Here is a 20,783-nt window from a genome sequence, read left to right as displayed (position 1 = left end):
AGTTCAAGCCGACTCCTAAACACTGAAATGGGGTTCGACCCCGTTCTCCAGCCAGCCCAGGATCTGCGCAACCCGAAACTCCGTAGTGTGAAAGGCACGGATCTTCTGGCTGGCATTGGTCACCAGGCGGGCCGCGAGCGACTTGTCGGTTTGAATGCGACGGATCTGGTGGGCCAGATGCTCGGGAGAGTCGGGGTCATATAACAGGATGTCCTGTTCGTCGGTAAACAGGGCATTGGTCCTTGGACGGCCAGGCACGCTGCAGGAGATGACGGGCTTTCCTGCCGCCATGCCCTCATAGATGCGGCTAGGAAATCCTTGAAAAAATGATGGCAGATTGACCACGGACGTCCCTTGCTGGAGGCTGCGGAGCCACAAGGCAAAAACGCTTTCTCTCAGGTTGTGCAGCACATTCAGGTAGCGACGCAATATGTGCTGCGAAGCAGGCAGGCCGCCTTCCAGGGCCTGGGCGGTCAATTGCTGCAGTTGATCGAACAATGCTGGATAAGCGGTTTGATATTCCAGTGAGGGCCCCGGTTGCACCAGTAAGCCCGCCAGGGCGGGCTCATTGAGCCAGCCTTGACGTTTTCCGTAGAGCGCGCCGTAGAACACGGCATAAGCGTTGGAGGCCGGCGCGGCACTTTGGATGCTGGCCTGCGGAACAGTCTGCGGCCACCACATGGCCTTGATCTTGCCATCCTGGTTGAGATCGCTGACATCGACTTCATCGACCATTAGTGCATGCGTCATGTACGCCAGCCGTCGAACCACTCTTTCCTTGCGCGTCTTGAGGTAGGGTTCCAGGTCGTAGACATAGGGTTCGTACTGTAACGATTCCATTACCATGCCCAAGCGTACCGGCGCCAGGCTTGCGACCCATGAGAGAAACTGTTCGTCGAAATTGGCATGAACCACTTCGATCCATACTTGATCGTACTTGCGCTCTCCCACCATTTCCTGCAGGCGGGAAAGCCAGTTCCCATTGGAATTGTTGTCCATGATGGACAGGCAGGGTACGCTGAACACGTCGGCGCCGCTCTGGCGCAATGCATGCTCGAGACCCACCTGCGTGGGAAAGGACAGGCTGCGGGCCATGCGCCAGTTCGGGAACTCGACGAAAATAAACAGGATACGTGGAGAGGGGGGATTCAAGCCATTCACCTTATTTTTTGCTAAGATTTTAAGATTGCTGATGCGCCAGCGTCGCGCAGGATCAGGGCTCCTGCTTCCGCAAAGTCGGCGACCAGGAGAACACCCGGCGGGCAGCTATCCTGTTCCGTCTGCCCATAGCCCGTACGGACCAGGATGCAACGGACGCCTGCTGCCAGGCCTGCCTCGATATCGCTGAGCTTGTCGCCCACCATCCATGAGTCTTCCAGCGCGACATTCCACTGCCGCTGCGCCTCGAGCAGCATTCCCGGCGCGGGCTTGCGGCAATCGCAGTCGCGCACTTCCCCGTATCGGGGATGGTGCGGACAGTAATAATAGGCATCGATGCCGCTGCCGGCGGCGCGCAGTTCTTTGTCCACGAGGGCATGTAAGCGCTCGATCGCGGCCTCGTCGTAATAGCCTCGTGCCGCGCCCGCCTGGTTGGTGACCACGATGGTCAGAAACCCGGCATCGCGGAGCTGCCTGAGCATCTCGACCGAACCGGGAATCCATTCCCAGTCTTCGTAGCGGTGCAGGTAATTCTTTTCGACGTTCAGGGTGCCGTCGCGGTCGATGAATACGCAGGGCCTGGCGCGTTCAGACATTGCCGTACTTGGTGTTCTTCAACATAGTGAAGCCCTTGACGAGTTCGACGATGCCGCGATCCAGCGAGAAAGCGGTCTTGAATCCGGTGGCCTCGATCTTAGCGTTGGAGACGATGTAGTTGCGCTGGTCGGGGTCCTTGCCGATCGCCGCCTCGGGGAAGATGAAATCCGGCACATGGCGCGCAATCGTCTGGCACAGTTCCATCTTCGAAACATTGGCCTCCGACAAGCCGACGTTATAGATTTGTCCCTTCATGCTGTCGAAGTTGGTGATGCCATGCTGGAAAGCGCGGGTGACATCGCGCACGTGCACGTAATTGCGCTTGAAATGGGGCTCGAACAGCACGACGAAGCGATCATGGACGGCGCGATAGGTAAAATCGTTGACCAGCAGGTCGATGCGCATGCGAGGCGACATGCCGAATACCGTCGCCAGGCGGAAGCTGATGGCGTTCGGATGCTGCATGATCGCCTGTTCGATCTCGACCTTTTCGATGGCGTATTGCGAGATGGGGCGCAACGGCGATTCTTCGGTGCAGAAATTGTTTTCGTCGCCAGAACCGTAGGCACTGTTGGTCGTGGGCATGAGCAGCATCTGGTTGGGGCTGAGATGCTTGAGCATCATCAGGATGGCATCGTGGTTCACGGTGGTCGCGCCGACCGGGTCCTTGTTGCACAACGGCGCGCCCACGTAGGCCGCCAGCGGGATGATGATGTCGGCCTTCTGTATCAGCGGTACGATTGTCCTCTCCAGGCGAATGTCGCCACGTACGATGCTGAAATTCTCGTGATAACAGACATGCGACAGGCTGGCCTGCCCGTACATCAGGTTGTCCAGCACGGTCACCCTGTGACCATCGGCCAGCAGGGCCGGCACGAGAATGGAACCGAGATAGCCTGCGCCGCCGGTAACGAGGATGTTGTAAGACATGATAGGTCGTCCTTGAGGAGAATTAGTCGCCGAAAATGGCCGCTTCCACGCACTCGCACAGTGTGTGGGCTAATACGATATGCAATTCCTGGATCGTGCTGGTCGCTTGCCCGGGCACGACGATGCCGTAGTCGGCCAGCGGCAGCGCCGGACCGCCATCGCGTCCAAGGAATACGATGCTGGGCACGCCCATGCGCTTGCATTGCTCCAGCGCGCGCAGGATGTTGGGGGATTGGCCGGACGTGGTGATGCCAAGGAAGATATCGCCCGCCACCGCCTTGCCGGCCAGCTGGCGGGAAAATACCTGTTCATACCCGTAATCGTTGCCGATGGCGGTGAGGATCGAACTGTCGGTGGTCAGCGCCTCGGCCGCCAACGGCGCCCTGTCACGCGCCAGCTTGCTGACGAATTCGGCCGCGAGATGCTGGGCATCGGCGGCTGACCCGCCATTGCCCGCGATATAGATGCGGCGTCCGTTGCGATAGGCGGCGACGGTTGCCGCGACCGCCGCCTCGAAGGTGGCGAGCGTGCCGTCTTGCTGCTTCAGTTCCTGCATGGCACGGATCGAGGCGTCCAGGTTGCGTTGCAGGCGATCGGCGATGGATGTCATGGCTTGTCCTTTGCGTTGAGGACGGCGCCGGCCCTGTGGTAGTCGGCAGGAATGCCGATATCGATGAAGCTGCCGTTGAATTCGACGCCGTACATTCTCTGGCCGGCATCGAAAGCGGCCGGGAAGATGTCGTTTTCCAACGAGGCGCTGGCGCCAGCGGCCAAGGCTTGGCCGCCGGCCAGCGTCAGTGCGCTGAAGGCGCGCGGATGGATACAGTACACCCCGCCGTTGGCCAGGCATTGGTCGCCGTCCTGGCTCGACTTCAGTTCTGTGATGCGACCGTCCGCCGCCACGCCCATGCCGAGATAGCGGCTGGTTTCGCCGGTGCGGAACAGTGAAAAGCACCAGTCGCTGTCATGGGCGCGGGCGAAAGTCTCCAGGCCGTCGCCGTCCACGGAAAAGTAGGTGTCGCCGTTGAGTAGCAGGAAACGCTGGTCGGCCGGCAGCTTTTGCAAGGCCAGCAGCACGGCGCCACCCGTGCCCAGCGGCGTTTGCTCGACGACGTAGTCCAGTCGCGCCCCGCGATAGCGCAGGCCCAGATGCGAGGTGATGAGCTCGTGCCGGTAGCCGACCGCCAGGATGAAATGTCTGATGCCCTGCGCAATCCAGAAATCGAGCAGGTACTCCAGAAAAGGGCGTCCATCGATCGGCGCCAGCGGCTTGGGCAGGTCCGGCACCGCGCTGCGCAGGCGGGTGCCCAGGCCTCCGGCCAGGATGACGGCGGACTGGATCGTCATCGTTCAGACCGCGTTCAGGATGGCGCAGATTTCATCGACTTCGGCATCGGAGAGATCCGGGAAGTTGCCGATATAGAATCCGTAGAAATGCACGTGTTCGGTATGCGGAAAATCCAAGTGATGGTCGGCCGGAACGATGGCCTTCAGATAGGGCTGGCGGATCTGGTTGCCACCACCGGCGCTGCCGCGGCGAAACTCGATGCCGGCGCTGCGCATGGTCTGCATCAGGCGATCGGTGACGGCGTCGTCCTCCTCGTTGAGGATCAGGTTGAACGCGTAGTTGCTGGAACCTTCGGTCTTGAAGTCGACACGGTAGCGCTGGCTGTCGATCTGGCCGAGGAAGCGCATCAGGTTGGCGGTACGGCGCTCGACGTTGGCGTCCAAGCGCTTCAACTGACTGCGGCCCATGATGGCGCCGATTTCGGTATTGCGCACGTTGTAGGCCGGATAGGCAAAGATGAAATCCGGGTTGAGCTGGGGATAGGTTTCCTGATACTCCTGCTTGAGCCCGTCGTCGGTCGATTCGCGCACCATGCCGTGCGAGCGCAGCATGCGCACCTGCTGGTATACCTCTGGGTCGTCGGTACAGACCATGCCGCCCTCGATGGTGCTCATGTGGTGCGCGTAATAGAACGAGAAATTGGACATCCACCCGAAGCTGCCCAGGCGTTTGCCATTGTGAGTGGCGCCATGCGATTCGCAGACATCTTCGATGAGCGGGATATTGCGGCGTTCCAGCTCGGCCAGGAGTTCGTCGGTCAAACCATCGAAGCCTTGCGCATGCGTCATGAAGACAGCGCGCGTGCGGTCGGTGAGTTTGCCGATGATTTGCTGTGGGTCCATCGACAGCGTGCGCGGATCGATGTCGGCAAACACCGGGGTAAAACCGTTTTGCAGTACCGAGGCCACGTCCGATACCCATGTCAGCGGCGGCACGATAACTTCTCCGCCTTCCGGATGGCGCAGCTTGAGCACGGCCATGCTCAACAGGTTCGCTGACGCTCCCGAGTTCACGAAGACGCTGTATTTCACGCCCAGCCATTCCGACCATTCTTTCTCGAAGGCGCGCACATTGGGGCCATTGGTCAGGATAGGGTCATCCTGGCGCAGGTGTTCGATCACTGCGTCCAGGTCTTCACGAAGGATATTATTCCTCATCAAGGGATATTTCATCGGGAGCTCGTTCCGGTCATTCAGTTTTGCAGGCGCATGCGGCAACGCTGCCGCCTGCTTCATTTTTCGTTGTAGTAATCGCCGTATTCGACAATGATCGTGCTGCGTCCGTCGTCCCGCAGCAGGGCGCGTTCGTAGGCCGGGAAGATGTCTTCCGGCTCATCCAGGCGGATCACTTCGATCGTGCTGCACATCAGGCGCAAGGCCTCGGTGAAGTCGCCGATATGCTGGTGCTGGGGATGCATGGGGCGCTGCGCACCGATGCCGGTGCGGACAATCGCCTTGACCTTGTAGCCGCCATTGGACATGACATCGACTTTGTCCAGATGGCTGATCAACTGGCTCATGCCGCACAGCAGGAAGTTCCAGCGCGGAAAGATACTGACCGGCACTGCGCCGGTCAGTGCCATGCCGGTCGTCATGCCCATCTGCATTTCTTCCGCAACGGGCAATTCGATCAGGCGTTCGCGCGGCACATCCTTGAGCGTATTGCTCATGGCGGTGCCGGGCACGGCCACGGCTTGTCCCATGAAAACAGTGCGAGGATCCTGAGCCAGGAAGTCCATCGAGCGTTTAAGTTCGTCAAAGTATTTCATGGTCTGCCCTTAGAACTGGACGCGCACACCAGCGCCGGCATGCGGATATTTGGTTTGGTAGCGGTAGTAGGTGATGTATTCGTCGTTCACCTCTTCGTAGGTCAAGCGCGCCTGGTTCCAAGTCTCGCGGGTATCGGTGCAGACCGATTTCTCGTTGTCTTCCACCACAAAGTGGATCGGCAGCGAGTGGTTGCGACTGTACTTGATCGATTCGTGCGCGATGCCGGTTTCCGAGGTCATTTCGCCCATGAAGCAGTAGACCTTGGCGTCTTCGCCGCTGCGTTTGATGGCCATCGCAGCGCCCACTGCAATCGGGAGCACGCCTCCGACAATGGCCGAAGAGTAGATGCGGTGTTCCGGGAAACACAGCGAAATCGAGCGGCCCGCCAGGATCTCGTCGCGCACCTGGGCCGGAGGCACGCCCTTGAGCAGGCACTGGTAATGCGAGCGCCACGAGCAGAATACCCAGTCCTGTGGCCGGATCTTCTTGAATACCTCGATGATATGTTCTTCGTTGCCATAGTACAGATGCACCGGCGCGCGGATCTTGCCGGCGTTGAACGTCGCGGCAATGTCCTCTTCGAAGGCAATCAGTTCGTCTTTCGTCATCATTTCACCAAATCAAAATGGCGCCGGGGCGCCGGTCCTATTGAAGGGCGGAATTATTACGGCCCGCGGCCTTTTGCTGCACGTACCAGGCATAGGTATCGCGCAGCCCATCTTTCAGAGAAACGCTGGCACGCCAGCCGAGCTGCTGCATCCGGCTGCTGTCGAGCAGCTTGCGCATGGCGCCATCGGGTTTGCTGCTGTCCCAGTCCAGGTCGCCCGCATAGCCCACCACGCGAGCGATGCTCTCGGCCAGCTCGCGGATGGAAATATCGCTGCCGGAGCCTACGTTCAAGGGCAATTGCAGGACCGGCAGTTCGTCACGCAGCATCAGCAGGCAGGCCGCCGCAATGTCGCTCGAATGGATGAACTCGCGGCGTGGATTGCCGCTGCCCCACAAGGTCACCGAGGACGCGCCTTCAGTCTTCGCCAGATGGAAACGCGCCAGCAAGGCCGACAGGACGTGTCCTGATTCCGGGTCGAAATTGTCGTTGGGGCCGTAGGCGCTATTCGGAATAAGAGGAATGAATCGCTGCTGACCATATTGCCTGTTATAGGCCAGGCACAGATGCACGCCCGCCAGCTTGGCGATCGCGTAGGGCAGGCTGGTCGGCTCGGGATGGCCGGACAGCAGCGCCTCCTCCGGCATCGGCTGTCCGGTCTGTTTCGGATACATGCAGGACGAGCCGAACATGACCAGGCGCTTGACGCCGGTGCGATGCGCGGCGCCCAGCACGTTCAGCGAAATGGTGAGGTTGGCATCGATAAAGTCGGCCGGAAAACTCTGGTTTTCCTGGATTCCGCCCACCTTTCCGGCTGCCAGCAGGACGTATTGCGGGCGTTGTTGGTCGAAGAAAGCGTCCACCTGCTGTTTATCGCGCAATTCCAGCTCGGCGCGCGTGCGCAGTATGAGGTTGCGATAGCCGGCCGCCCGCAGCGCACGCACGATGGCAGAACCGATCAGGCCGGCATGGCCGGCGACGAAAATCAGCGCATCCCGCGGCGGCATGTCGGCAGGCAAGGCGATCGGTGTGATAAGGCTCATCAAGACAATCCGTTGGGTTGGTACATGACCACACGGCTGCCGCCGTCTTCGAACTTGAACGGCACGTGAATCAGGTGTTTCAGGCGTTCGCGCACATTGTCCTGGAGTTCCGGCTTGACGAACAGCATCAGGAAACCGCCGCCGCCGGCGCCCATGATCTTGCCGCCGATGGCGCCGGCCTTGATCGCCTCCTGGTACAGGTAATCGATGTCACTGGTCGACACCTTGTCGGACAGCGAGCGCTTGCACAGCCAGCTTTCATGCAACAGCTTGCCAAGCTCCTCGATCGGCGCGTTGGCGCTCTGCAGGATGGCGATGGCTTCGTCCACCATCTCGCGCATGCGGTGCAATTGCGCCTGGCGTTCGCGCAGATTGGCGATCTGCGATTTCGCCACTTCCGATGCGATGCGCGAAAAGCCGGTAAAGCACAGCATCAGGTGGCTTTCGAACTCTGCCAGCCGTTCCTGGCGCAGGATCACGGGCGAGGCGCTGAAGCTGCCGTTGCGATGGAATTCAACGAGGTTGAAGCCGCCGTAGGCCGCCGACACCTGGTCCTGGGAGCCGACGTTCTCGCCGATCACGTTCTGTTCTACATGGATGGCATTGCTGGCCAGGTATTCCTTGGAAGCATGGCGTCCTTCGAGCGCGGCCAGCGCGTGCAACAGCCCGACCGTGAACGACGAGCTCGATCCGAGGCCCGAACGCGCGGGCAGGTCGCCATCATGATGGATTTCCAGCCCGCGCTCGCAGCCGGCCCAGCCCAGGATGGCGCGCACCGCCGGGTGCTTGATCTGATCGATGGTCTGGACGTTCTCGATCAGCGAATGAACGATGCGGTGCTTATGTTCGAAGAAGGGCGGCAGATGGCGGCAAGTAATGTAGCAATACTTGTTGATGCTGGTGGCCAATACGGCGCCACCATGCTCGGCATACCAGGCCGGATAGTCTGTGCCGCCGCCGAAGAACGACATGCGGAAAGGCGTACGGGTAATAATCATCTTACAGCTTGGTTGGCGTCGTTAGTCGTCCAAGATCTTGCGCTGCAGCCTGATCTTGGTCATTTCTCGGAGATGCTGGACCACATCCTTGCCGAACTTGCGTTCTACCAAGGCTAGGTAGTTTGGTTCGGCCGCGCTCAATGCCTCGGTGCGCAACGGCAGGCATTCGTAGCTATGCTGGAATAACCGATCCAACTCGACGGCAGTTCCCAGCTCTTTTCAAGCTTCGCTTCCAGCGCCAGGTCGGCCACGGCTTGCTGGCTCAGGCTGTGCGCCGGAGCGTCGATGATGCCGACCGACAGATCGTTGCGGCGGAGATAGGTGGCAAACAAACCCGCCAGGGTAGGCGGTTCGATGGCCGACAGTTCGTCGCCCAGCTTCTGGTAGACGGCGGAGCGACTGCCGGGGTTGACGAGCACTACATCGATATTTTGGGCTTCCGGCACGTTGACGATCTCCTGATGGCGCCTGCAATGCAATCAAACTGTTCAAGTGCATCGAACGGGCAAGGCTGGCAGGCGGTCTGGCTATACCAGGCAGATCCTGCAGGCATAGACAAACGGCAGTCTACCTGCAATCTTCGTTTTCCTGAAGAAAATAATTTCCCACAATAAACAAAACTGCTGTTGAGTCGACATTTTGGTACAAATATTGCCTACCTTCTAAGGAAGAGATGCCATCTATGATGGCCAGGCCATTCGCGGTTTTGGCGGCGTCGACCTGACGCATGAGTCGGCGCCGAACGCGAAGACCTTGCCCAAGTTCCGTCGCCTGCTCGGTAAGCACAAGCTGACATAGGATCTTCGATGAAATCAATGAGGGCCACGTCAAGGAGAGGCTGGAGAAGGCCAAGGCCAACGTTGCGCGAAGGTCGAGCATCCGTTTCATGTGCTGAAGAACCTGTTCAGGCATCGCAAGACGCGTTACCGGGGACTGGCGAAGAACACCGCACAACTGCATACCTTGTTCGCGTTCGCCAATCTGGTGCTGGCCGGCCGAACTTTTGGAGGCGCTCGCGCCCGAGCTCCGTACTGCCCGAAGCCGGTTTTGTCGCATCGAACCGAAAACACAAGCTATTGGTTCAGCGCCTCCCTAAGTGATTGAACGCCACGATGTGGAGGCGGTCATGATCGTTCTTGTAGAACAAGATTTCGATACCTATAATGGGCGGGCTAAGCAGAGCACATGTCGGGAGTGTTCCTATCGTGTCTGCAGGCGCAAGCAGCCAAGGCGGCGCATGCCCATACGACGGAGTCGCCCCGCACGCAGTGTTAACCAGAAGGAGCAGTAGATGAAGTGCGTATACATCAACATGGAAAATGCGCCCGACCGACGCGCCCGGTTCGAAGCGAACTGGACGGAATTCCGCGGCGACGACTGGCGGATCGAGCGTTTTCCCGCACTCGATGCACGCTATGTCGAGCAGCACCGCATCGGCGGCACGCTACGGCCAGGGGAAAAGGGCTGCTTCCTCAGCCATTGCGCGGTGATCGGCCTGAATCTCGATGCGACCGAGCACCTGTTCATCCTGGAAGACGATTCGCTCCTCGGGCCGCGCAGCGCTGACACGATCGGCAACTTCCTGCGCACGAGCGGTGATTATGACTGGGATATCATCTTTACCGAAGTCTGTATCCCGCAGCCGTCCGCCATGATCGATCTCTTACGATTGAGCCGCCAGCTGCGCGAAGCGGACGGAGTGTGCCTGCTCGACCTGGCCAACTACGTGTTTGCCGGCTCGACCGGGTACATCGTCAACCATCGCTCGCTAAAGAAGATCGGTGCCCTGCTCGGCGCCCACCAGGAACTGAACTTGCCCTACGACCTCGCGCTGCGCAAGCTCGTATACGAGAAAAAGCTCAAGGCCCTGGCGTTCTTTCCCTTCGTGACCGCGCTCTCCACCGAATCGGGCCCATCCCAGATCCGGGACGAAATCGCGGCCGACAGGATCTGGATCGCGTTTCGCCAACTCGTGGCGCTCGACCGGGACCTGGACAAGCTGCGTCCCATCATCGAGCAGATCGGCGAAGAATTCTGCGACGAGGAAGCAAGGCTGCTGGGCGTGCTTCTCGGCGCCCAGAGCTCGGGGTCCTTCGTATCGAAATAAACCACCTGCCCACACTGCAGCAAGGTGCCGGGATGCATGCGCGCACCGGCGCCCATGAGGAGTGACTTGATCACCTCCTTCGAAGTGTTTTCGACAAGCAGCCCGATCGCTGTCTTATGATTCAGGATCATCTGCGTTTCGATAGCGGGCTTGCCGCGTGCCGCGGTCCCGTGCCCGATGAGTTCGCGCGTTTCGAGGCGCGAATAGGTATTGCCTTCCAGGTAGCTCGAAGCCCACGACAGATCGATCAGCAAACGGTTCAGGATGGCGCGGCTGTAGGTGTCCGCCGGCGCCCGACGTCGGCGGTAAGCCCCATCTTGCGCAGTTGGCGGCGTAGTGACTCGGACAGGTACCAAGTCTCGTTGGGGCGGTAGGCATCCATAAATTCGCGTTGGTAGCCTACCGGCTTGCGTGCCTCCACGGGCTGGTCGACATACGCAAGGATGTCTTGGCTGTCTGCCGAGAGCGGGATGAAGCTCGGGAACATATCCGTACCCGCATTTTGCACGCCCGTTTCAGCATGGGCACCAGCGCCGAAATAGCGGCAAATTCTCCCTTCCCCACTGCGCTGACCTGGCCGCGCGAGATCATTTGTGCGATCACGCGCTGCGCCGTACGCCTGGCAATGTCGGGATGTTAAATGAGAAGTTCAGCCAGGGTCAGGCCGGCGTCAGACATTTGGATACTGTTCAGCAAGCACTCGGGGTGACGGAGTAGTGATGCAGGGATGGCTGTGCGGCGCTTGCGGGCCGGTGTGGATGCCGTAGCGACAAAACCACTATCGATGGCAGATGGTCGCCCAAGGCGCTTTCGCTGTAAACTAATGGGTTGCGTAAGACGCTGGGCATGAGGAACCAAGAAAATATGAAATACCGCAAACGAACTCTAAGTATTGCGCCGATGATGGATTGGACCGACCGCCACTGCCGCGTGTTCCACCGCCAGATCACCCGCCACACCTGGCTGTACACCGAAATGGTGACCACCGGGGCGCTGGTCTATGGCGACGTCGAGCGCCACCTGCGCTACGACGAGGTCGAGCACCCGGTCGCCCTGCAACTGGGCGGCAGCGAACCGGCCGACCTGGCCAAGAGCGCGAAGCTGGGCGAGCAGTGGGGCTATGACGAGATCAACCTGAACTGCGGCTGCCCGTCCGAGCGCGTGCAGAAGGGTGCGTTCGGCGCCTGCCTGATGAACGAGCCGCAACTGGTGGCCGATTGCGTGAAGGCGATGCGCGACGCCGTCTCGATCGACGTCACCGTCAAGCACCGCATCGGCATCGACTACAACGAAGAATACGGTTTCGTGCGCGATTTCGTCGGCACCATCGCCGACGCCGGCTGCCGCACCTTCATCGTCCATGCCCGCAACGCCGTGCTGAAGGGGCTGTCGCCCAAGGAAAACCGCGAGATCCCGCCGCTGCGCTATGCGGTGGCCTACCAGCTCAAGCGCGAGTTCCCGGAACTGGAAATCATCATCAACGGCGGCATCAAGACCAGCGACGAGATCGAAAGCCACCTGGCGCACGTCGACGGCGTCATGATCGGCCGCGAGGCTTACCACAATCCGTTTGTGATGGCCGACTGGGATGCCCGCTTTTATGGCGACGGGACCGCGCCGAAATCGCGCGAACAGGTGCTGAAAGCGATGATCCCGTACATCCGCGCCGAGCTCGAACGCTACGGCCCGCTGGGCCTGCGCCTGAACAGCATCACCCGCCACATGCTGGGCCTGATGGCCGGGCTGCCGGGCGCGCGCGGTTTCCGCCAGCTGCTGTCGGACTCCCGCCGCCTCGCCGAAGGCAATCCCGAGCTCCTGCTGGAAGCTGCAGGACGGCTGCGCAAGGCAGCCTGATTCATTTTCTTCCTCACAAGGCGGTGCCGTCCGGGCATCGCCGTTCCCTTTAAAAATCCGTCATGCCCTGTTGTATAGACAGGCTCCACCCCTCTTTTTTCTTGCCCAAAGGAAAGAACAGACCCATAATCGGGCTCTTCTCCTCGCATATCTCTTGATATTGTTGTAGTAGCGAAACATTATTGAGTCGGATCATGTTTACTGAATGCAACGGCAGTGTTTTGATTTATCCTGACGGAAATACGCGAAAGCTCACGGAGAAGTTGAACTTTGAGTAACAGAGCGACGCGCGGCGTAGAGGTTCCGGGCGGATTCAAAATCATTTGAGAGACAGGGAAGAGTCGATGAATTTATCTAATATGAAGGTCGGCGTACGTCTGGGGCTGGGCTTCGCACTGGTGCTCGTGCTGATGGTCATCCTGACCGTCGTCGGCGTGGTGCGCATGGCGCAGATCCAGAACCGCCTCGACCACGTCGTCAGCGTGAACAATGTCGTGACCCGCCTGGTCATCGACATGCGCAACAACGTGAGCGAGCGCGTCACTTCGCTGCGCACCCTGACCCTGATGACCGACCCGGCCGACATGGAACCGGAGCTGAACCGTTTCAAGGAACAGACCGCCAAGTACGACGCCTTCCAGCAGAAACTGGCGGAGAAGTTCTCGCTCGAAGCCTCGGCTGAAGAGAAAACCCTGCTGAACCAGATCAAGGACGCGGAAGGCGTGGCCATGCCGGCGATTGCCAAGGCATCGGCGCTCTACCTGGCCAACAACGCGATGGACGCCACCCGCGTGATGGTCAAGGAAATCCGTCCGGCCCAGAAGAAGTGGCTGGAAGCGCTGGACCAGCTGGGCGCCATGGAAGACAAGCAGAACGCCCAAACCCAGGCCGACGCGGAAGCCCAGTTCGTCAGCGCACGTAATTTCATGCTGGTCCTGCTGGGGCTGGCCGTCGCGATGGGCGTGGCCGCCGCCACCGTGATCACCCGCGGCCTGCTGAAGCAGCTGGGCGGTGAGCCAAGCTACACCTCGAAGATCGCCACCAGCATCGCCGAAGGTGACCTGTCGATCGCCATCGACACCAAGTCGTCGGACCGTGGCAGTCTGCTGAGCGAAATGAAACAGATGCGCAACAGCCTGGTCGATATCGTCAGCCTCGTCCGTCGCGGCACCCACACCATCACCACTGCATCGCGTGAAATCGCCGCCGGCAACGTCGACCTGTCCTCGCGTACCGAACTGCAGGCCAGCTCGCTGGAGAAGACCGCTTCGGCCATGGAAGAGCTGACCTCGACCGTGAAGCAGAACGCCGACAACGCCCGTGAAGCCAACCAGCTCGCCGCCACCGCGTCGAACGTGGCGCGCAAGGGCGGCGAAGTGGTGTCGCAGGTGGTCGGCACGATGGGCGAGATCAACAGCTCCGCCAGCAAGATCGCCGACATCATCGGCGTGATCGACGGTATCGCCTTCCAGACCAATATCCTGGCGCTGAACGCCGCCGTCGAAGCGGCCCGTGCCGGCGAGCAGGGCCGCGGCTTCGCGGTCGTGGCGTCGGAAGTGCGCAACCTGGCCCAGCGTTCGGCTGCGGCAGCGAAAGAGATCAAGACCCTGATCGGTGATTCCGTCGAGAAGATCGGCCGCGGTTCGAAGCTGGTCGGCCAGGCCGGCGTGACGATGGAAGAAGTCGTCGACAGCGTCAAGCGCGTGACCGACATCATGAGCGACATCGCCGCCGCCAGCGCCGAGCAGAGTGCCGGCATCGAGCAGGTCAACCTGTCGATCATCGAGATGGACGGCATGACCCAGCAGAACGCCGCCCTGGTCGAGGAGGCTGCCGCCGCCTTCCAGAGCCTGCAGGACCAGGCAGCCGAGCTGCAGCGCGTAGTCAGCATCTTCAAGCTGGCCGAAGGCGAGGAAGCCGCGGCCGAAGCGCCGGTCTCGACCGCCGTGGCGACCCGCGCCGTCGTTGCCCGCCCGGCCCGTCCGCCAGCGGCAGCTCCGCAAGCGGCACCTCCGCAGCTGAAGAAGCCTGCGGCCGCCCGCAAGGCCAAGGCTGCGGACGAGCAGGCGCCGGCATCGGACAGCGCGTCGTCGACCTCGAAGAAGGTCGCCGCAGCCGCCGCCAGTGACGACTGGGAAGAATTCTGAGCCAGGACGGCTCGTCGAACGGCCGGTGAGCGCACCGGCGATTTAAAAAAAACTTTGTTATTTAGGGGAAATAAAAATGTCCAATAAGAAATTCGCCGTCGGCCTGTTCGCTGCCCTGTTCGCCACCGGTTTCGCCGCCGCTGCCGAAACCCCGGCCAGCTTTGACCCGTCGAAGTGCAAGGTCGAATACCCGAAGGCCTCGCTGATGAACGAAGAGCAGGGCGTGACCTCGATGTCCTTCCAGATCAACGCGGACGGTTCGGTGGCGGATTCGAAACTGGAGAAGTCGAGCGGCTTCAAAGGCCTGGACAAGGCGGCCCTGAAAGGTCTGTCGGCATGCAAGTTCAAGCCGGGCACCAAGGACGGCGCTCCGGCCCAGACCTGGACCAAGGTCGACTACGCCTGGAAGCTGGACTGATCTCCTTCTTCCTGCCTGAATGACGAACAACCGGCCCGCGTGGCCGGTTTGTCGTTTTGCAGCTTCCGTTTGCAGCTTTATTTACGGCTGCGGACGCACCAGTCCACGCTTGAACACGTAGTCCAGCGGACCGCTGCCGGCGGACTGCAGCGAGGTCCCGGCGCTGACGGCCAGCACGGGCAAGAAAAGGATGCAGAGCAGGGACTTGATGCGCAGTTTCATGACAGGACTCCGGTCGGGAGCGGGCTGGGTGATTCGACGGTACGGCTTCGGCCCTAGCGGAACAAGCACAACCGGAAGAAGGGTTGATCGGCGACAGTCCTTAACGTGGCGCAACACGAATGCTTTCTGTTACACATCTGTGGCGTCTTGTTTCGGTTGTAAGCACTTGCATCAAAACCACTTCGCCGCGGTCCAGATCGCTATAGTGGAATCACACCAACCGAAAGGAGAAGCATCATGAAACGAATCCTCTGTGCCGCTGCCGCAGCCCTGATCAGCACCGCCGCCTTCGTGCCGGCGCAGGCCTTCGCGAAAGGTGACGTGCTGGTTGTCCGTACCGCGCCGCCGGCGCCGCGCCACGAAGTCGTGCCCCATGCACGCCGCGGCTACGAATGGGCGCCGGGCTACTGGAACTGGAACGGCCACCGCTACGTGTGGGTCAAGGGCCATTACGAGAAAGTTCGCAAGGGTTACACCTACCGCCGTCCGGAATGGCGCCAGGGCGACAACGGCTGGCAGCTGGAACGTGGCGGCTGGCGCCGCGGCGACCGCGACGGTGACGGCGTACCGAACCGCCTGGATGACCATCCGAACAATCCGAACCGTTCGTAATCCGTCTTGCTGACGCAAAAAGCCAGTCCGCGTGACTGGCTTTTTGTTTTTGCAGGTGAGGGCACGCAAATAGCCCGCCTGAGCGGTATGTAGCATGGATAGTCCGACCACATCCGGACACTGCCATGCCCTGCGTTCCAGGAAGAAGTTTTTTTGCCGCCGCGCTGCCGCCATTGCTACTGCTGGCCTGGAACATCGCCGGTGCCGCCGTCCTGGAATGCCCGGCCAATGCGCCGCCCGAGTGGAAGGCCGGACACGCGCGACTGGACCGCGTGCGGATGTCCGCCTACCTGCCTGGTAGCCGCTTCGGCAGCAAAGCCTTGCCGGAAGGAGCGCCCGACAAGGAGTGGCAGCTGGGAGGCACGCTGTTCCAGTCGTGGGACCTCAAGAAGGGGCCGCGTGCCATGAGCTACCAGGTCGACTGCATGTATATGGGAATTTCCCGGGTCGTGCGGTTCGACCCGCGTAGCGCAGCGCGTTGTATCGCCAAGCGGCCGGTGCGCAGGGATGCGCTGATGCTGGGGGCGCTGGAGTTTCGGTGCCGCTGAAACGGGCGGGTCAAATTCATGAAAAAAGGCCGCGAGCTTCGCGGCCTTCCTGTCAGGCGGCACTGTGCCGGTTTACTTTGTCACGCTTACGCTCGAGTAGCTGCAAGACTTGGCCGCGCCCACCAGCGGGTCGCCGCCAAACGCTTTGCTGGTACAAGCGACCGAACGGGTAAAGGTCTTGACGATAAAGCTGGTGCCGGCACCGTAGCGGACCTGGCGGGTGCCGCTGAAGGAGCATTTGCCGCCTTCGCTGGCGCAGGTGGTCCAAGTGACCGGCGTTGGCGCCGGGGTCGGTGCTGGAGCCGGTGACGGAGCAGTCGTCGTCGACAGCGCTTCGTACGCGCCGATGTCGAGGTTGCCGGACACGCTGCGGGCTTCACCCGAAGCGATGTGCTTGTATTGCGCAACCGGGGTCAGCGGCACGCCCGTAGCCGAATTGCCCGGCGCCGAACCGGCGTCGATCACCAGCGCGTTCGCGGTCGGATGCAGGTCGTAGGCAGCGCGATTGACAAAGCCTGGTGCCGCCGCCCGGTAGTTGGTCTTGTCGATGGCATTGGCCTGGTTGCTCATCGTGCCGATGCCACCGAAGATATTGTTCTGCAGCAGGACCGGAGTTGTCACACCGGAGCCGACCATCACGAAGGTGCCGCCCGAGCTGTAGTCGTTCAGGAAGGTATTGTTGACGACGTACAGGTCCTGACCTGGGTTGCTGGCGCCTTCCTCGCCGTAGGCAAGCAGGTTCGGATTCTGGTTGAACGCAGGCTGCTCGATCACGTTGCCGATCACGTAGGAAGTACCGGCGTTCGGCAGGTCGATCTCGTAGCTCGGCTGACCGGCAGCGGTGCTGCCGGTCTCGCCGGAAGCCAGGCTCGAGAAGCGGTTATAGACGATCGTGTTGGTGATCGCACGCGACTTTAGGTTATGGCCGACATTGGCGTCATGCGAGAAGTTGTAGCGGAAGCTCAGGCTCTTGACGTTGCCGATGTACAGGTTATGCGACTGACCGTCGCCATAGCCGTTGTGGCCGAACTCACTGTACTCGATCACGATATCGCTGGCAGTGTTGGGATTGCTGAGGATGCCGTTCTCGTTATCGTGAATAAAAGCATTCCGCAGCGTGAAGTGAGTGCCTTCGAGGCGAAGGGCGGCGCCGTTGCGGTCAGCCACCTTCGCACCAAACATCTCGACGTTGTCGACGGTCACGTTGTTGCCGTCGACAACCCACGTCCCCTTGCCCATGGCGTTGGCGCCATTGGCATTGATCTTCGGACGGCCGTTCACGCCGCGAATGATCAGATTGTTGCGGTAAATGCCGCACACGTCGCCGCTATACGTATTGTTCCCCTGGATCTCGATGATGTCGCCATCGTTGGCTGCAGCGAAAGCAGCGCAGGGTGCAGCATAGGCCATGCCGGGCCCGACCGACAGCGTCGCTGCCGAGGCAGTGCCGGCAGCCATGAGGGAAACCAGCAGGGCAGGCATCAACTTGCTGGCCTTGATATTGCAATGTTGTTGCATGTCTTTCCTTTTATCGAATTTCTTGTTCGCAGGTATTCCTGTTGGAAATTCGAAGCTTAAGGGCTTTGCGACATGCAATTTGTAACTATTTGTAACTACAAATATGGATTTGCCAACAGTAAAAATTAGTCAACAAATCATCAACTTACAATAAATTCATTGAAGAAATGCATGGTTTTTCATCAACTTGGACAACTCATACACATTCTCTTCGAATGGAGATGTCCTCCGGAAGATCCGGCGGAAGCGTTTTCGGCGTATTAATTCAATGCAACATAAAAATCGGTGACAGGAGATCTCAATATCGAACAATCAAGAGAAAAATTTCCGGCAAAATTCCTTGAGATCGAAATTGTTGTATGAGTGCATCGGAATGTTGACCAGAACGGCCACCGAAAAACAAAAAGCCCGGTCTTGCGAACCAAGCTTTTTATCGAATTCCGTGGGGTGGCTGATGGGACTGGAACCCACGACAATAGAAATCACAATCCTGACTTTGTCTACGCCGCCCGCGGCTTGCCGCGCCTTTCCGCCATGATGATTGACGATGCGTTTCTATGGCCGGCATGGCTTGGAGCGGATTCGTTCACGCAATCTGCGCCAGTTCGCCTGGACGCTCTTCCGGCGGCCGAATATTCCTAAACTTGAGGTAAAGCATTATGTCGTAGATGATTTTCGACAGTCCCGCGGCGAGCAGGGGCCAACCGAAGCTCGAAAGGCTCAGCAGGTAACCACTGATCACCGGGCTGATGGCTGCTGCAAGGCTGCGTGGCACGGACGTGATGCTGGCCGCTGCCGGCCGTTCCGCTGGCGGCACGATGGCCATCACGTAGGAACTGCGGGTTGGCACGTCCATTTGCGACAAGGCGGCCCTGGCGCACAGGAGACTGACCGCCCAGCCAAGCGTGGGCATGAACGGAATGGCGATCAGCAGAAGGCTCGACGGCATGTGGGTAAACACCATCGTGTTCAGCAGCCCGAATCTATCCGACATCTTCACCGCCACCAGGTACGAAAGCGCGGATAGGACACCCGTCCAGAAGAAAATCGTTCCCGCGGCCAAGGTGGAAAGCTGGTTTTTGGAACAGCCATAGCGCAAGCAGTGACTGCACGACGAATCCGCCCCCAAACGCATCCAGGCTGAACAGTGCAGCGAGCGTCAAGACCAGCCGTTTTGACTCCTTGAGTGGAGCCTCGGTCGGCGGCCCGCTTACCACTCGCTGCGTCGGCAGGCCGCGGTAGATCAAGGCCGAAACGCCGCCGGCCACAGCGTACAGCGCGAACATCGCCTGCAGCGCGGTTTTCAACTGGATTTGTGCGGCGGCGGCGAGCAAGTCGGGCAGCGCCGCCAGCAAGGTCCCCACCGAGGCCACCAGCGTGCCGACCAGGCTGTATCGTGCAAACACCGCAGTACGGCCGCGCTCGTCGGCAAGTTGCGCAAGCACCGCGTGCTCAAGGGGCAGGAATACGCTGACATCGCCACCGGACGGATTGAGCGTGCCGACGAAGGCGACCGCGAGCAAGGGCCAGAAATCGGAAAGAAGTGCGAAACCGAGCCCGGTCCCGGCCATCAACGCCGCCGCCAGTAGCAAAAGTGCTCTGTAATCGTAATGATACGCGCGCAGCCCCACCCCTACCGTCAACACGCCTGAACCGAGCAGTGTGCCTGTTACGATCACGCCCACCTGCAGTGGCGACATGCCAAGCAGGCCCAGATAAATCGGCAGCAGCAGACTGACAAACCCGTCGGCAAGGGCGCGCAGTCCGCGCACCCATAACAGGCGGGAGCGGATTGACGATGACAGGTCGCGCGCGGGCCCGGCAGGCGGTGGCTTGCTCATGCCCGGCCACATGGTCACGCTCCCTGAGTGACGGGACGCATCACCCGCAGCACGGGCCGCCCGCCGGCCTGGCGCAGCGGAAAATATACCTCGTGCGAGACTGGATCGACCGCAACCGTATGCGCGTTCGGTCCCACCCGCACTTCGCCCATCTTGTCAACCGCGCCCGCCCGGACACGAAACAGGTGGACAGGTCCCGACTCGGTGGCCACGTACAGGATGCCAAGTTCGGCATCGTAGGCCAGCACATCGGGTTCACCCGCTACATCGAATCGAGCCGTCACGCGCCGGTTGCGCAAGTCGAGCACTATCAGCTTGTCGTTGCCCTCGCATGCGACAAAAGCCAGCCGCAGTGTTGGCTCGATCAGCAGGCCATGATTCCCTTCGGCGTTTGGCAGGCGCGTTCGAGAAACGACTCGGTCCGTCGCGGGGTCCACTTCGACCAGTTCACTTGTTCCCTCGACGTTGATGAAAACATGGCCGCTGATCTGGTCGTACTGCGAGTTGCCGACCGTACCACCCAACTCAATCGTCGCGATACGCTTGTCGGTGCGGACGTCGATCACGCTTTCCGTGTTGCCCTCTTTGTCCGAGACATAGACCTTGCCCGCCGACCCCGCGTATGTGAGACCGTCCGGATAACGGCCCACGGGCACGCGCGCGAGGAGTGAAAGGTCCGCTTCATCGATGACGAGCAGCTCTTCATTCCCAGTTGCCGTCGCATAGATGCGCCCCAGCTCAGGCACAGCAAGCACACCGTGCACCTGCCTGGCCTTGACCTGTCCTAGCACCGACTTGGTGTGGCTGTCGACCACCACGACGGTACTGTCACCGAGATGAGCCAATACCAGCTTCGCATGGTCCGGATCGATCGCCATGTAGTCCCACCGGGTCGTGTGTCCCGGCAGGGGATAATCGCCAACCTGCTGTAGCAAGGGGCGCTGAGTTGGGAGTGCCGCCGTACCGGGCTGCGGCGCATGGGTCAGCATGAGTACCGCGCCGATCGTCGGCACCAGCCGCCGCGCGAAAGAGTAAACATTGGCCATCACGCCCTCCGCTTTCTCAA

At 60.4% G+C, this 20,783-nt stretch carries 22 protein-coding genes and 1 pseudogene; 7 read left to right on the top strand and 16 right to left on the bottom strand.

Annotated features, from left to right (window positions below):
- Nucleotides 1–15: 15 nt before the first annotated feature.
- From ACI48D_RS05095 to ACI48D_RS05045, 11 genes are all read right to left on the bottom strand, one after another.
- Nucleotides 16–1,152, bottom strand: coding sequence for a glycosyltransferase (locus tag ACI48D_RS05095; RefSeq protein WP_435570126.1), 1,137 nt, complete (start codon nt 1,150–1,152; stop codon nt 16–18).
- A gap of 20 nt (nt 1,153–1,172) precedes the next feature.
- Entirely contained in the window at nt 1,173–1,754 is a 582-nt protein-coding gene (gene gmhB / locus ACI48D_RS05090; protein WP_435570125.1) for a D-glycero-beta-D-manno-heptose 1,7-bisphosphate 7-phosphatase, read from the bottom strand.
- Complete coding sequence (locus tag ACI48D_RS05085; protein ID WP_435570123.1) at nt 1,747–2,685, bottom strand: NAD-dependent epimerase/dehydratase family protein; 939 nt, start codon at nt 2,683–2,685, stop codon at nt 1,747–1,749. Before ACI48D_RS05085 ends, gmhB begins: the two co-directional genes overlap by 8 nt.
- A gap of 22 nt (nt 2,686–2,707) precedes the next feature.
- Nucleotides 2,708–3,295 (bottom strand): D-sedoheptulose-7-phosphate isomerase, encoded by a 588-nt coding sequence (locus ACI48D_RS05080; protein ID WP_435570122.1) that lies wholly within the window; start codon nt 3,293–3,295, stop codon nt 2,708–2,710.
- The gene (locus ACI48D_RS05075; protein WP_435570121.1) at nt 3,292–4,032 is read right to left on the bottom strand and encodes a sugar phosphate nucleotidyltransferase; all 741 of its coding nucleotides are present in this window, start codon (nt 4,030–4,032) and stop codon (nt 3,292–3,294) included. Before ACI48D_RS05075 ends, ACI48D_RS05080 begins: the two co-directional genes overlap by 4 nt.
- A gap of 3 nt (nt 4,033–4,035) precedes the next feature.
- On the bottom strand, nt 4,036–5,268 hold the full coding sequence (locus ACI48D_RS05070; protein WP_435570120.1) for a DegT/DnrJ/EryC1/StrS family aminotransferase: 1,233 nt from the start codon (nt 5,266–5,268) through the stop codon (nt 4,036–4,038).
- Entirely contained in the window at nt 5,265–5,801 is a 537-nt protein-coding gene (locus tag ACI48D_RS05065) for a hypothetical protein (protein WP_435570119.1), read from the bottom strand. The genes ACI48D_RS05070 and ACI48D_RS05065 overlap by 4 nt, the downstream gene beginning before the upstream one ends.
- A gap of 9 nt (nt 5,802–5,810) precedes the next feature.
- Nucleotides 5,811–6,413, bottom strand: a complete 603-nt coding sequence (locus ACI48D_RS05060; RefSeq protein ID WP_435570118.1) for a thiamine pyrophosphate-dependent enzyme — start codon at nt 6,411–6,413, stop codon at nt 5,811–5,813.
- A 34-nt stretch (nt 6,414–6,447) separates the two neighbouring features.
- Nucleotides 6,448–7,452: a GDP-L-fucose synthase family protein gene (locus ACI48D_RS05055; RefSeq protein WP_435570117.1), complete on the bottom strand. Its 1,005-nt coding sequence runs from the start codon at nt 7,450–7,452 to the stop codon at nt 6,448–6,450.
- Nucleotides 7,452–8,450, bottom strand: a complete 999-nt coding sequence (locus ACI48D_RS05050; protein ID WP_435570116.1) for a GHMP family kinase ATP-binding protein — start codon at nt 8,448–8,450, stop codon at nt 7,452–7,454. The genes ACI48D_RS05055 and ACI48D_RS05050 overlap by 1 nt, the downstream gene beginning before the upstream one ends.
- Before the next feature lie 137 nt (nt 8,451–8,587).
- Nucleotides 8,588–8,896 (bottom strand): hypothetical protein, encoded by a 309-nt coding sequence (locus tag ACI48D_RS05045; protein WP_435570115.1) that lies wholly within the window; start codon nt 8,894–8,896, stop codon nt 8,588–8,590.
- Nucleotides 8,897–9,276: 380 nt separating this feature from the next.
- On the opposite strand from ACI48D_RS05045, the pseudogene ACI48D_RS05040 reads away from it, so the two are divergent.
- From ACI48D_RS05040 to ACI48D_RS05020, 5 genes and pseudogenes are all read left to right on the top strand, one after another.
- Nucleotides 9,277–9,449 (top strand): annotated as a pseudogene (locus tag ACI48D_RS05040) (transposase); the annotation flags it as partial.
- A 292-nt stretch (nt 9,450–9,741) separates the two neighbouring features.
- A complete protein-coding gene (locus ACI48D_RS05035; RefSeq protein WP_435570114.1) occupies nt 9,742–10,557 on the top strand; it encodes a glycosyltransferase family 25 protein in 816 nt (271 codons plus the stop codon).
- An 846-nt stretch (nt 10,558–11,403) separates the two neighbouring features.
- Complete coding sequence (gene dusA, locus ACI48D_RS05030) at nt 11,404–12,411, top strand: tRNA dihydrouridine(20/20a) synthase DusA (protein WP_435570113.1); 1,008 nt, start codon at nt 11,404–11,406, stop codon at nt 12,409–12,411.
- 344 nt (nt 12,412–12,755) lie between these two features.
- Nucleotides 12,756–14,558 carry a methyl-accepting chemotaxis protein gene (locus ACI48D_RS05025; protein ID WP_435570112.1) on the top strand — a complete coding sequence of 601 codons (1,803 nt, stop codon included), beginning with the start codon at nt 12,756–12,758 and terminating at the stop codon, nt 14,556–14,558.
- Nucleotides 14,559–14,634: 76 nt separating this feature from the next.
- A complete protein-coding gene (locus ACI48D_RS05020) occupies nt 14,635–14,976 on the top strand; it encodes an energy transducer TonB (RefSeq protein WP_435570111.1) in 342 nt (113 codons plus the stop codon).
- An 81-nt stretch (nt 14,977–15,057) separates the two neighbouring features.
- Here ACI48D_RS05020 and ACI48D_RS05015 read toward each other — a convergent pair whose 3' ends face one another.
- Nucleotides 15,058–15,198, bottom strand: a complete 141-nt coding sequence (locus ACI48D_RS05015; protein WP_435570110.1) for a hypothetical protein — start codon at nt 15,196–15,198, stop codon at nt 15,058–15,060.
- A 237-nt stretch (nt 15,199–15,435) separates the two neighbouring features.
- On the opposite strand from ACI48D_RS05015, the gene ACI48D_RS05010 reads away from it, so the two are divergent.
- Both ACI48D_RS05010 and ACI48D_RS05005 read left to right on the top strand, forming a co-directional pair.
- Nucleotides 15,436–15,810, top strand: a complete 375-nt coding sequence (locus ACI48D_RS05010) for a YXWGXW repeat-containing protein (RefSeq protein WP_435570109.1) — start codon at nt 15,436–15,438, stop codon at nt 15,808–15,810.
- A gap of 125 nt (nt 15,811–15,935) precedes the next feature.
- The gene (locus tag ACI48D_RS05005; protein WP_435570108.1) at nt 15,936–16,358 is read left to right on the top strand and encodes a hypothetical protein; all 423 of its coding nucleotides are present in this window, start codon (nt 15,936–15,938) and stop codon (nt 16,356–16,358) included.
- Nucleotides 16,359–16,430: 72 nt separating this feature from the next.
- Here the strand turns inward: ACI48D_RS05005 and ACI48D_RS05000 are convergent, their stop codons facing one another.
- The 4 genes from ACI48D_RS05000 to ACI48D_RS04985 all read right to left on the bottom strand — a co-directional run bounded on the left by ACI48D_RS05000 (nt 16,431) and on the right by ACI48D_RS04985 (nt 20,763).
- Nucleotides 16,431–17,840 carry a hypothetical protein gene (locus ACI48D_RS05000; protein ID WP_435570107.1) on the bottom strand — a complete coding sequence of 470 codons (1,410 nt, stop codon included), beginning with the start codon at nt 17,838–17,840 and terminating at the stop codon, nt 16,431–16,433.
- A 622-nt stretch (nt 17,841–18,462) separates the two neighbouring features.
- The gene (locus tag ACI48D_RS04995; RefSeq protein ID WP_435570106.1) at nt 18,463–18,939 is read right to left on the bottom strand and encodes an MFS transporter; all 477 of its coding nucleotides are present in this window, start codon (nt 18,937–18,939) and stop codon (nt 18,463–18,465) included.
- Complete coding sequence (locus ACI48D_RS04990; RefSeq protein ID WP_435570105.1) at nt 18,860–19,717, bottom strand: MFS transporter; 858 nt, start codon at nt 19,715–19,717, stop codon at nt 18,860–18,862. The genes ACI48D_RS04995 and ACI48D_RS04990 overlap by 80 nt, the downstream gene beginning before the upstream one ends.
- 14 nt (nt 19,718–19,731) lie before the next feature.
- Complete coding sequence (locus ACI48D_RS04985) at nt 19,732–20,763, bottom strand: YncE family protein (RefSeq protein WP_435570104.1); 1,032 nt, start codon at nt 20,761–20,763, stop codon at nt 19,732–19,734.
- Nucleotides 20,764–20,783: the final 20 nt, after the last annotated feature.

Source organism: Massilia sp. LXY-6, from assembly GCF_051233485.1.
Taxonomy (GTDB): Bacteria; Pseudomonadota; Gammaproteobacteria; order Burkholderiales; family Burkholderiaceae_D; genus Telluria.
The sequence above is the reverse complement of the archived record's forward strand: the minus strand, read 5'-3'. Positions and strand labels throughout refer to the sequence as shown.

Coding starts and splice junctions, on each gene's coding strand:
- gmhB (WP_435570125.1), bottom strand. CDS start 1,754: ATGTCTGAACGCGCCAGGCCCTGCGTATTCATCGACCGCGACGGCACC.
- ACI48D_RS05085 (WP_435570123.1), bottom strand. CDS start 2,685: ATGTCTTACAACATCCTCGTTACCGGCGGCGCAGGCTATCTCGGTTCC.
- ACI48D_RS05080 (WP_435570122.1), bottom strand. CDS start 3,295: ATGACATCCATCGCCGATCGCCTGCAACGCAACCTGGACGCCTCGATC.
- ACI48D_RS05075 (WP_435570121.1), bottom strand. CDS start 4,032: ATGACGATCCAGTCCGCCGTCATCCTGGCCGGAGGCCTGGGCACCCGC.
- ACI48D_RS05070 (WP_435570120.1), bottom strand. CDS start 5,268: ATGAAGCAGGCGGCAGCGTTGCCGCATGCGCCTGCAAAACTGAATGAC.
- ACI48D_RS05065 (WP_435570119.1), bottom strand. CDS start 5,801: ATGAAATACTTTGACGAACTTAAACGCTCGATGGACTTCCTGGCTCAG.
- ACI48D_RS05060 (WP_435570118.1), bottom strand. CDS start 6,413: ATGATGACGAAAGACGAACTGATTGCCTTCGAAGAGGACATTGCCGCG.
- ACI48D_RS05055 (WP_435570117.1), bottom strand. CDS start 7,452: ATGAGCCTTATCACACCGATCGCCTTGCCTGCCGACATGCCGCCGCGG.
- ACI48D_RS05050 (WP_435570116.1), bottom strand. CDS start 8,450: ATGATTATTACCCGTACGCCTTTCCGCATGTCGTTCTTCGGCGGCGGC.
- ACI48D_RS05035 (WP_435570114.1), top strand. CDS start 9,742: ATGAAGTGCGTATACATCAACATGGAAAATGCGCCCGACCGACGCGCC.
- dusA (WP_435570113.1), top strand. CDS start 11,404: ATGAGGAACCAAGAAAATATGAAATACCGCAAACGAACTCTAAGTATT.
- ACI48D_RS05025 (WP_435570112.1), top strand. CDS start 12,756: ATGAATTTATCTAATATGAAGGTCGGCGTACGTCTGGGGCTGGGCTTC.
- ACI48D_RS05020 (WP_435570111.1), top strand. CDS start 14,635: ATGTCCAATAAGAAATTCGCCGTCGGCCTGTTCGCTGCCCTGTTCGCC.
- ACI48D_RS05015 (WP_435570110.1), bottom strand. CDS start 15,198: ATGAAACTGCGCATCAAGTCCCTGCTCTGCATCCTTTTCTTGCCCGTG.
- ACI48D_RS05010 (WP_435570109.1), top strand. CDS start 15,436: ATGAAACGAATCCTCTGTGCCGCTGCCGCAGCCCTGATCAGCACCGCC.
- ACI48D_RS05005 (WP_435570108.1), top strand. CDS start 15,936: ATGCCCTGCGTTCCAGGAAGAAGTTTTTTTGCCGCCGCGCTGCCGCCA.
- ACI48D_RS05000 (WP_435570107.1), bottom strand. CDS start 17,840: ATGCCTGCCCTGCTGGTTTCCCTCATGGCTGCCGGCACTGCCTCGGCA.
- ACI48D_RS04990 (WP_435570105.1), bottom strand. CDS start 19,717: ATGAGCAAGCCACCGCCTGCCGGGCCCGCGCGCGACCTGTCATCGTCA.
- ACI48D_RS04985 (WP_435570104.1), bottom strand. CDS start 20,763: ATGGCCAATGTTTACTCTTTCGCGCGGCGGCTGGTGCCGACGATCGGC.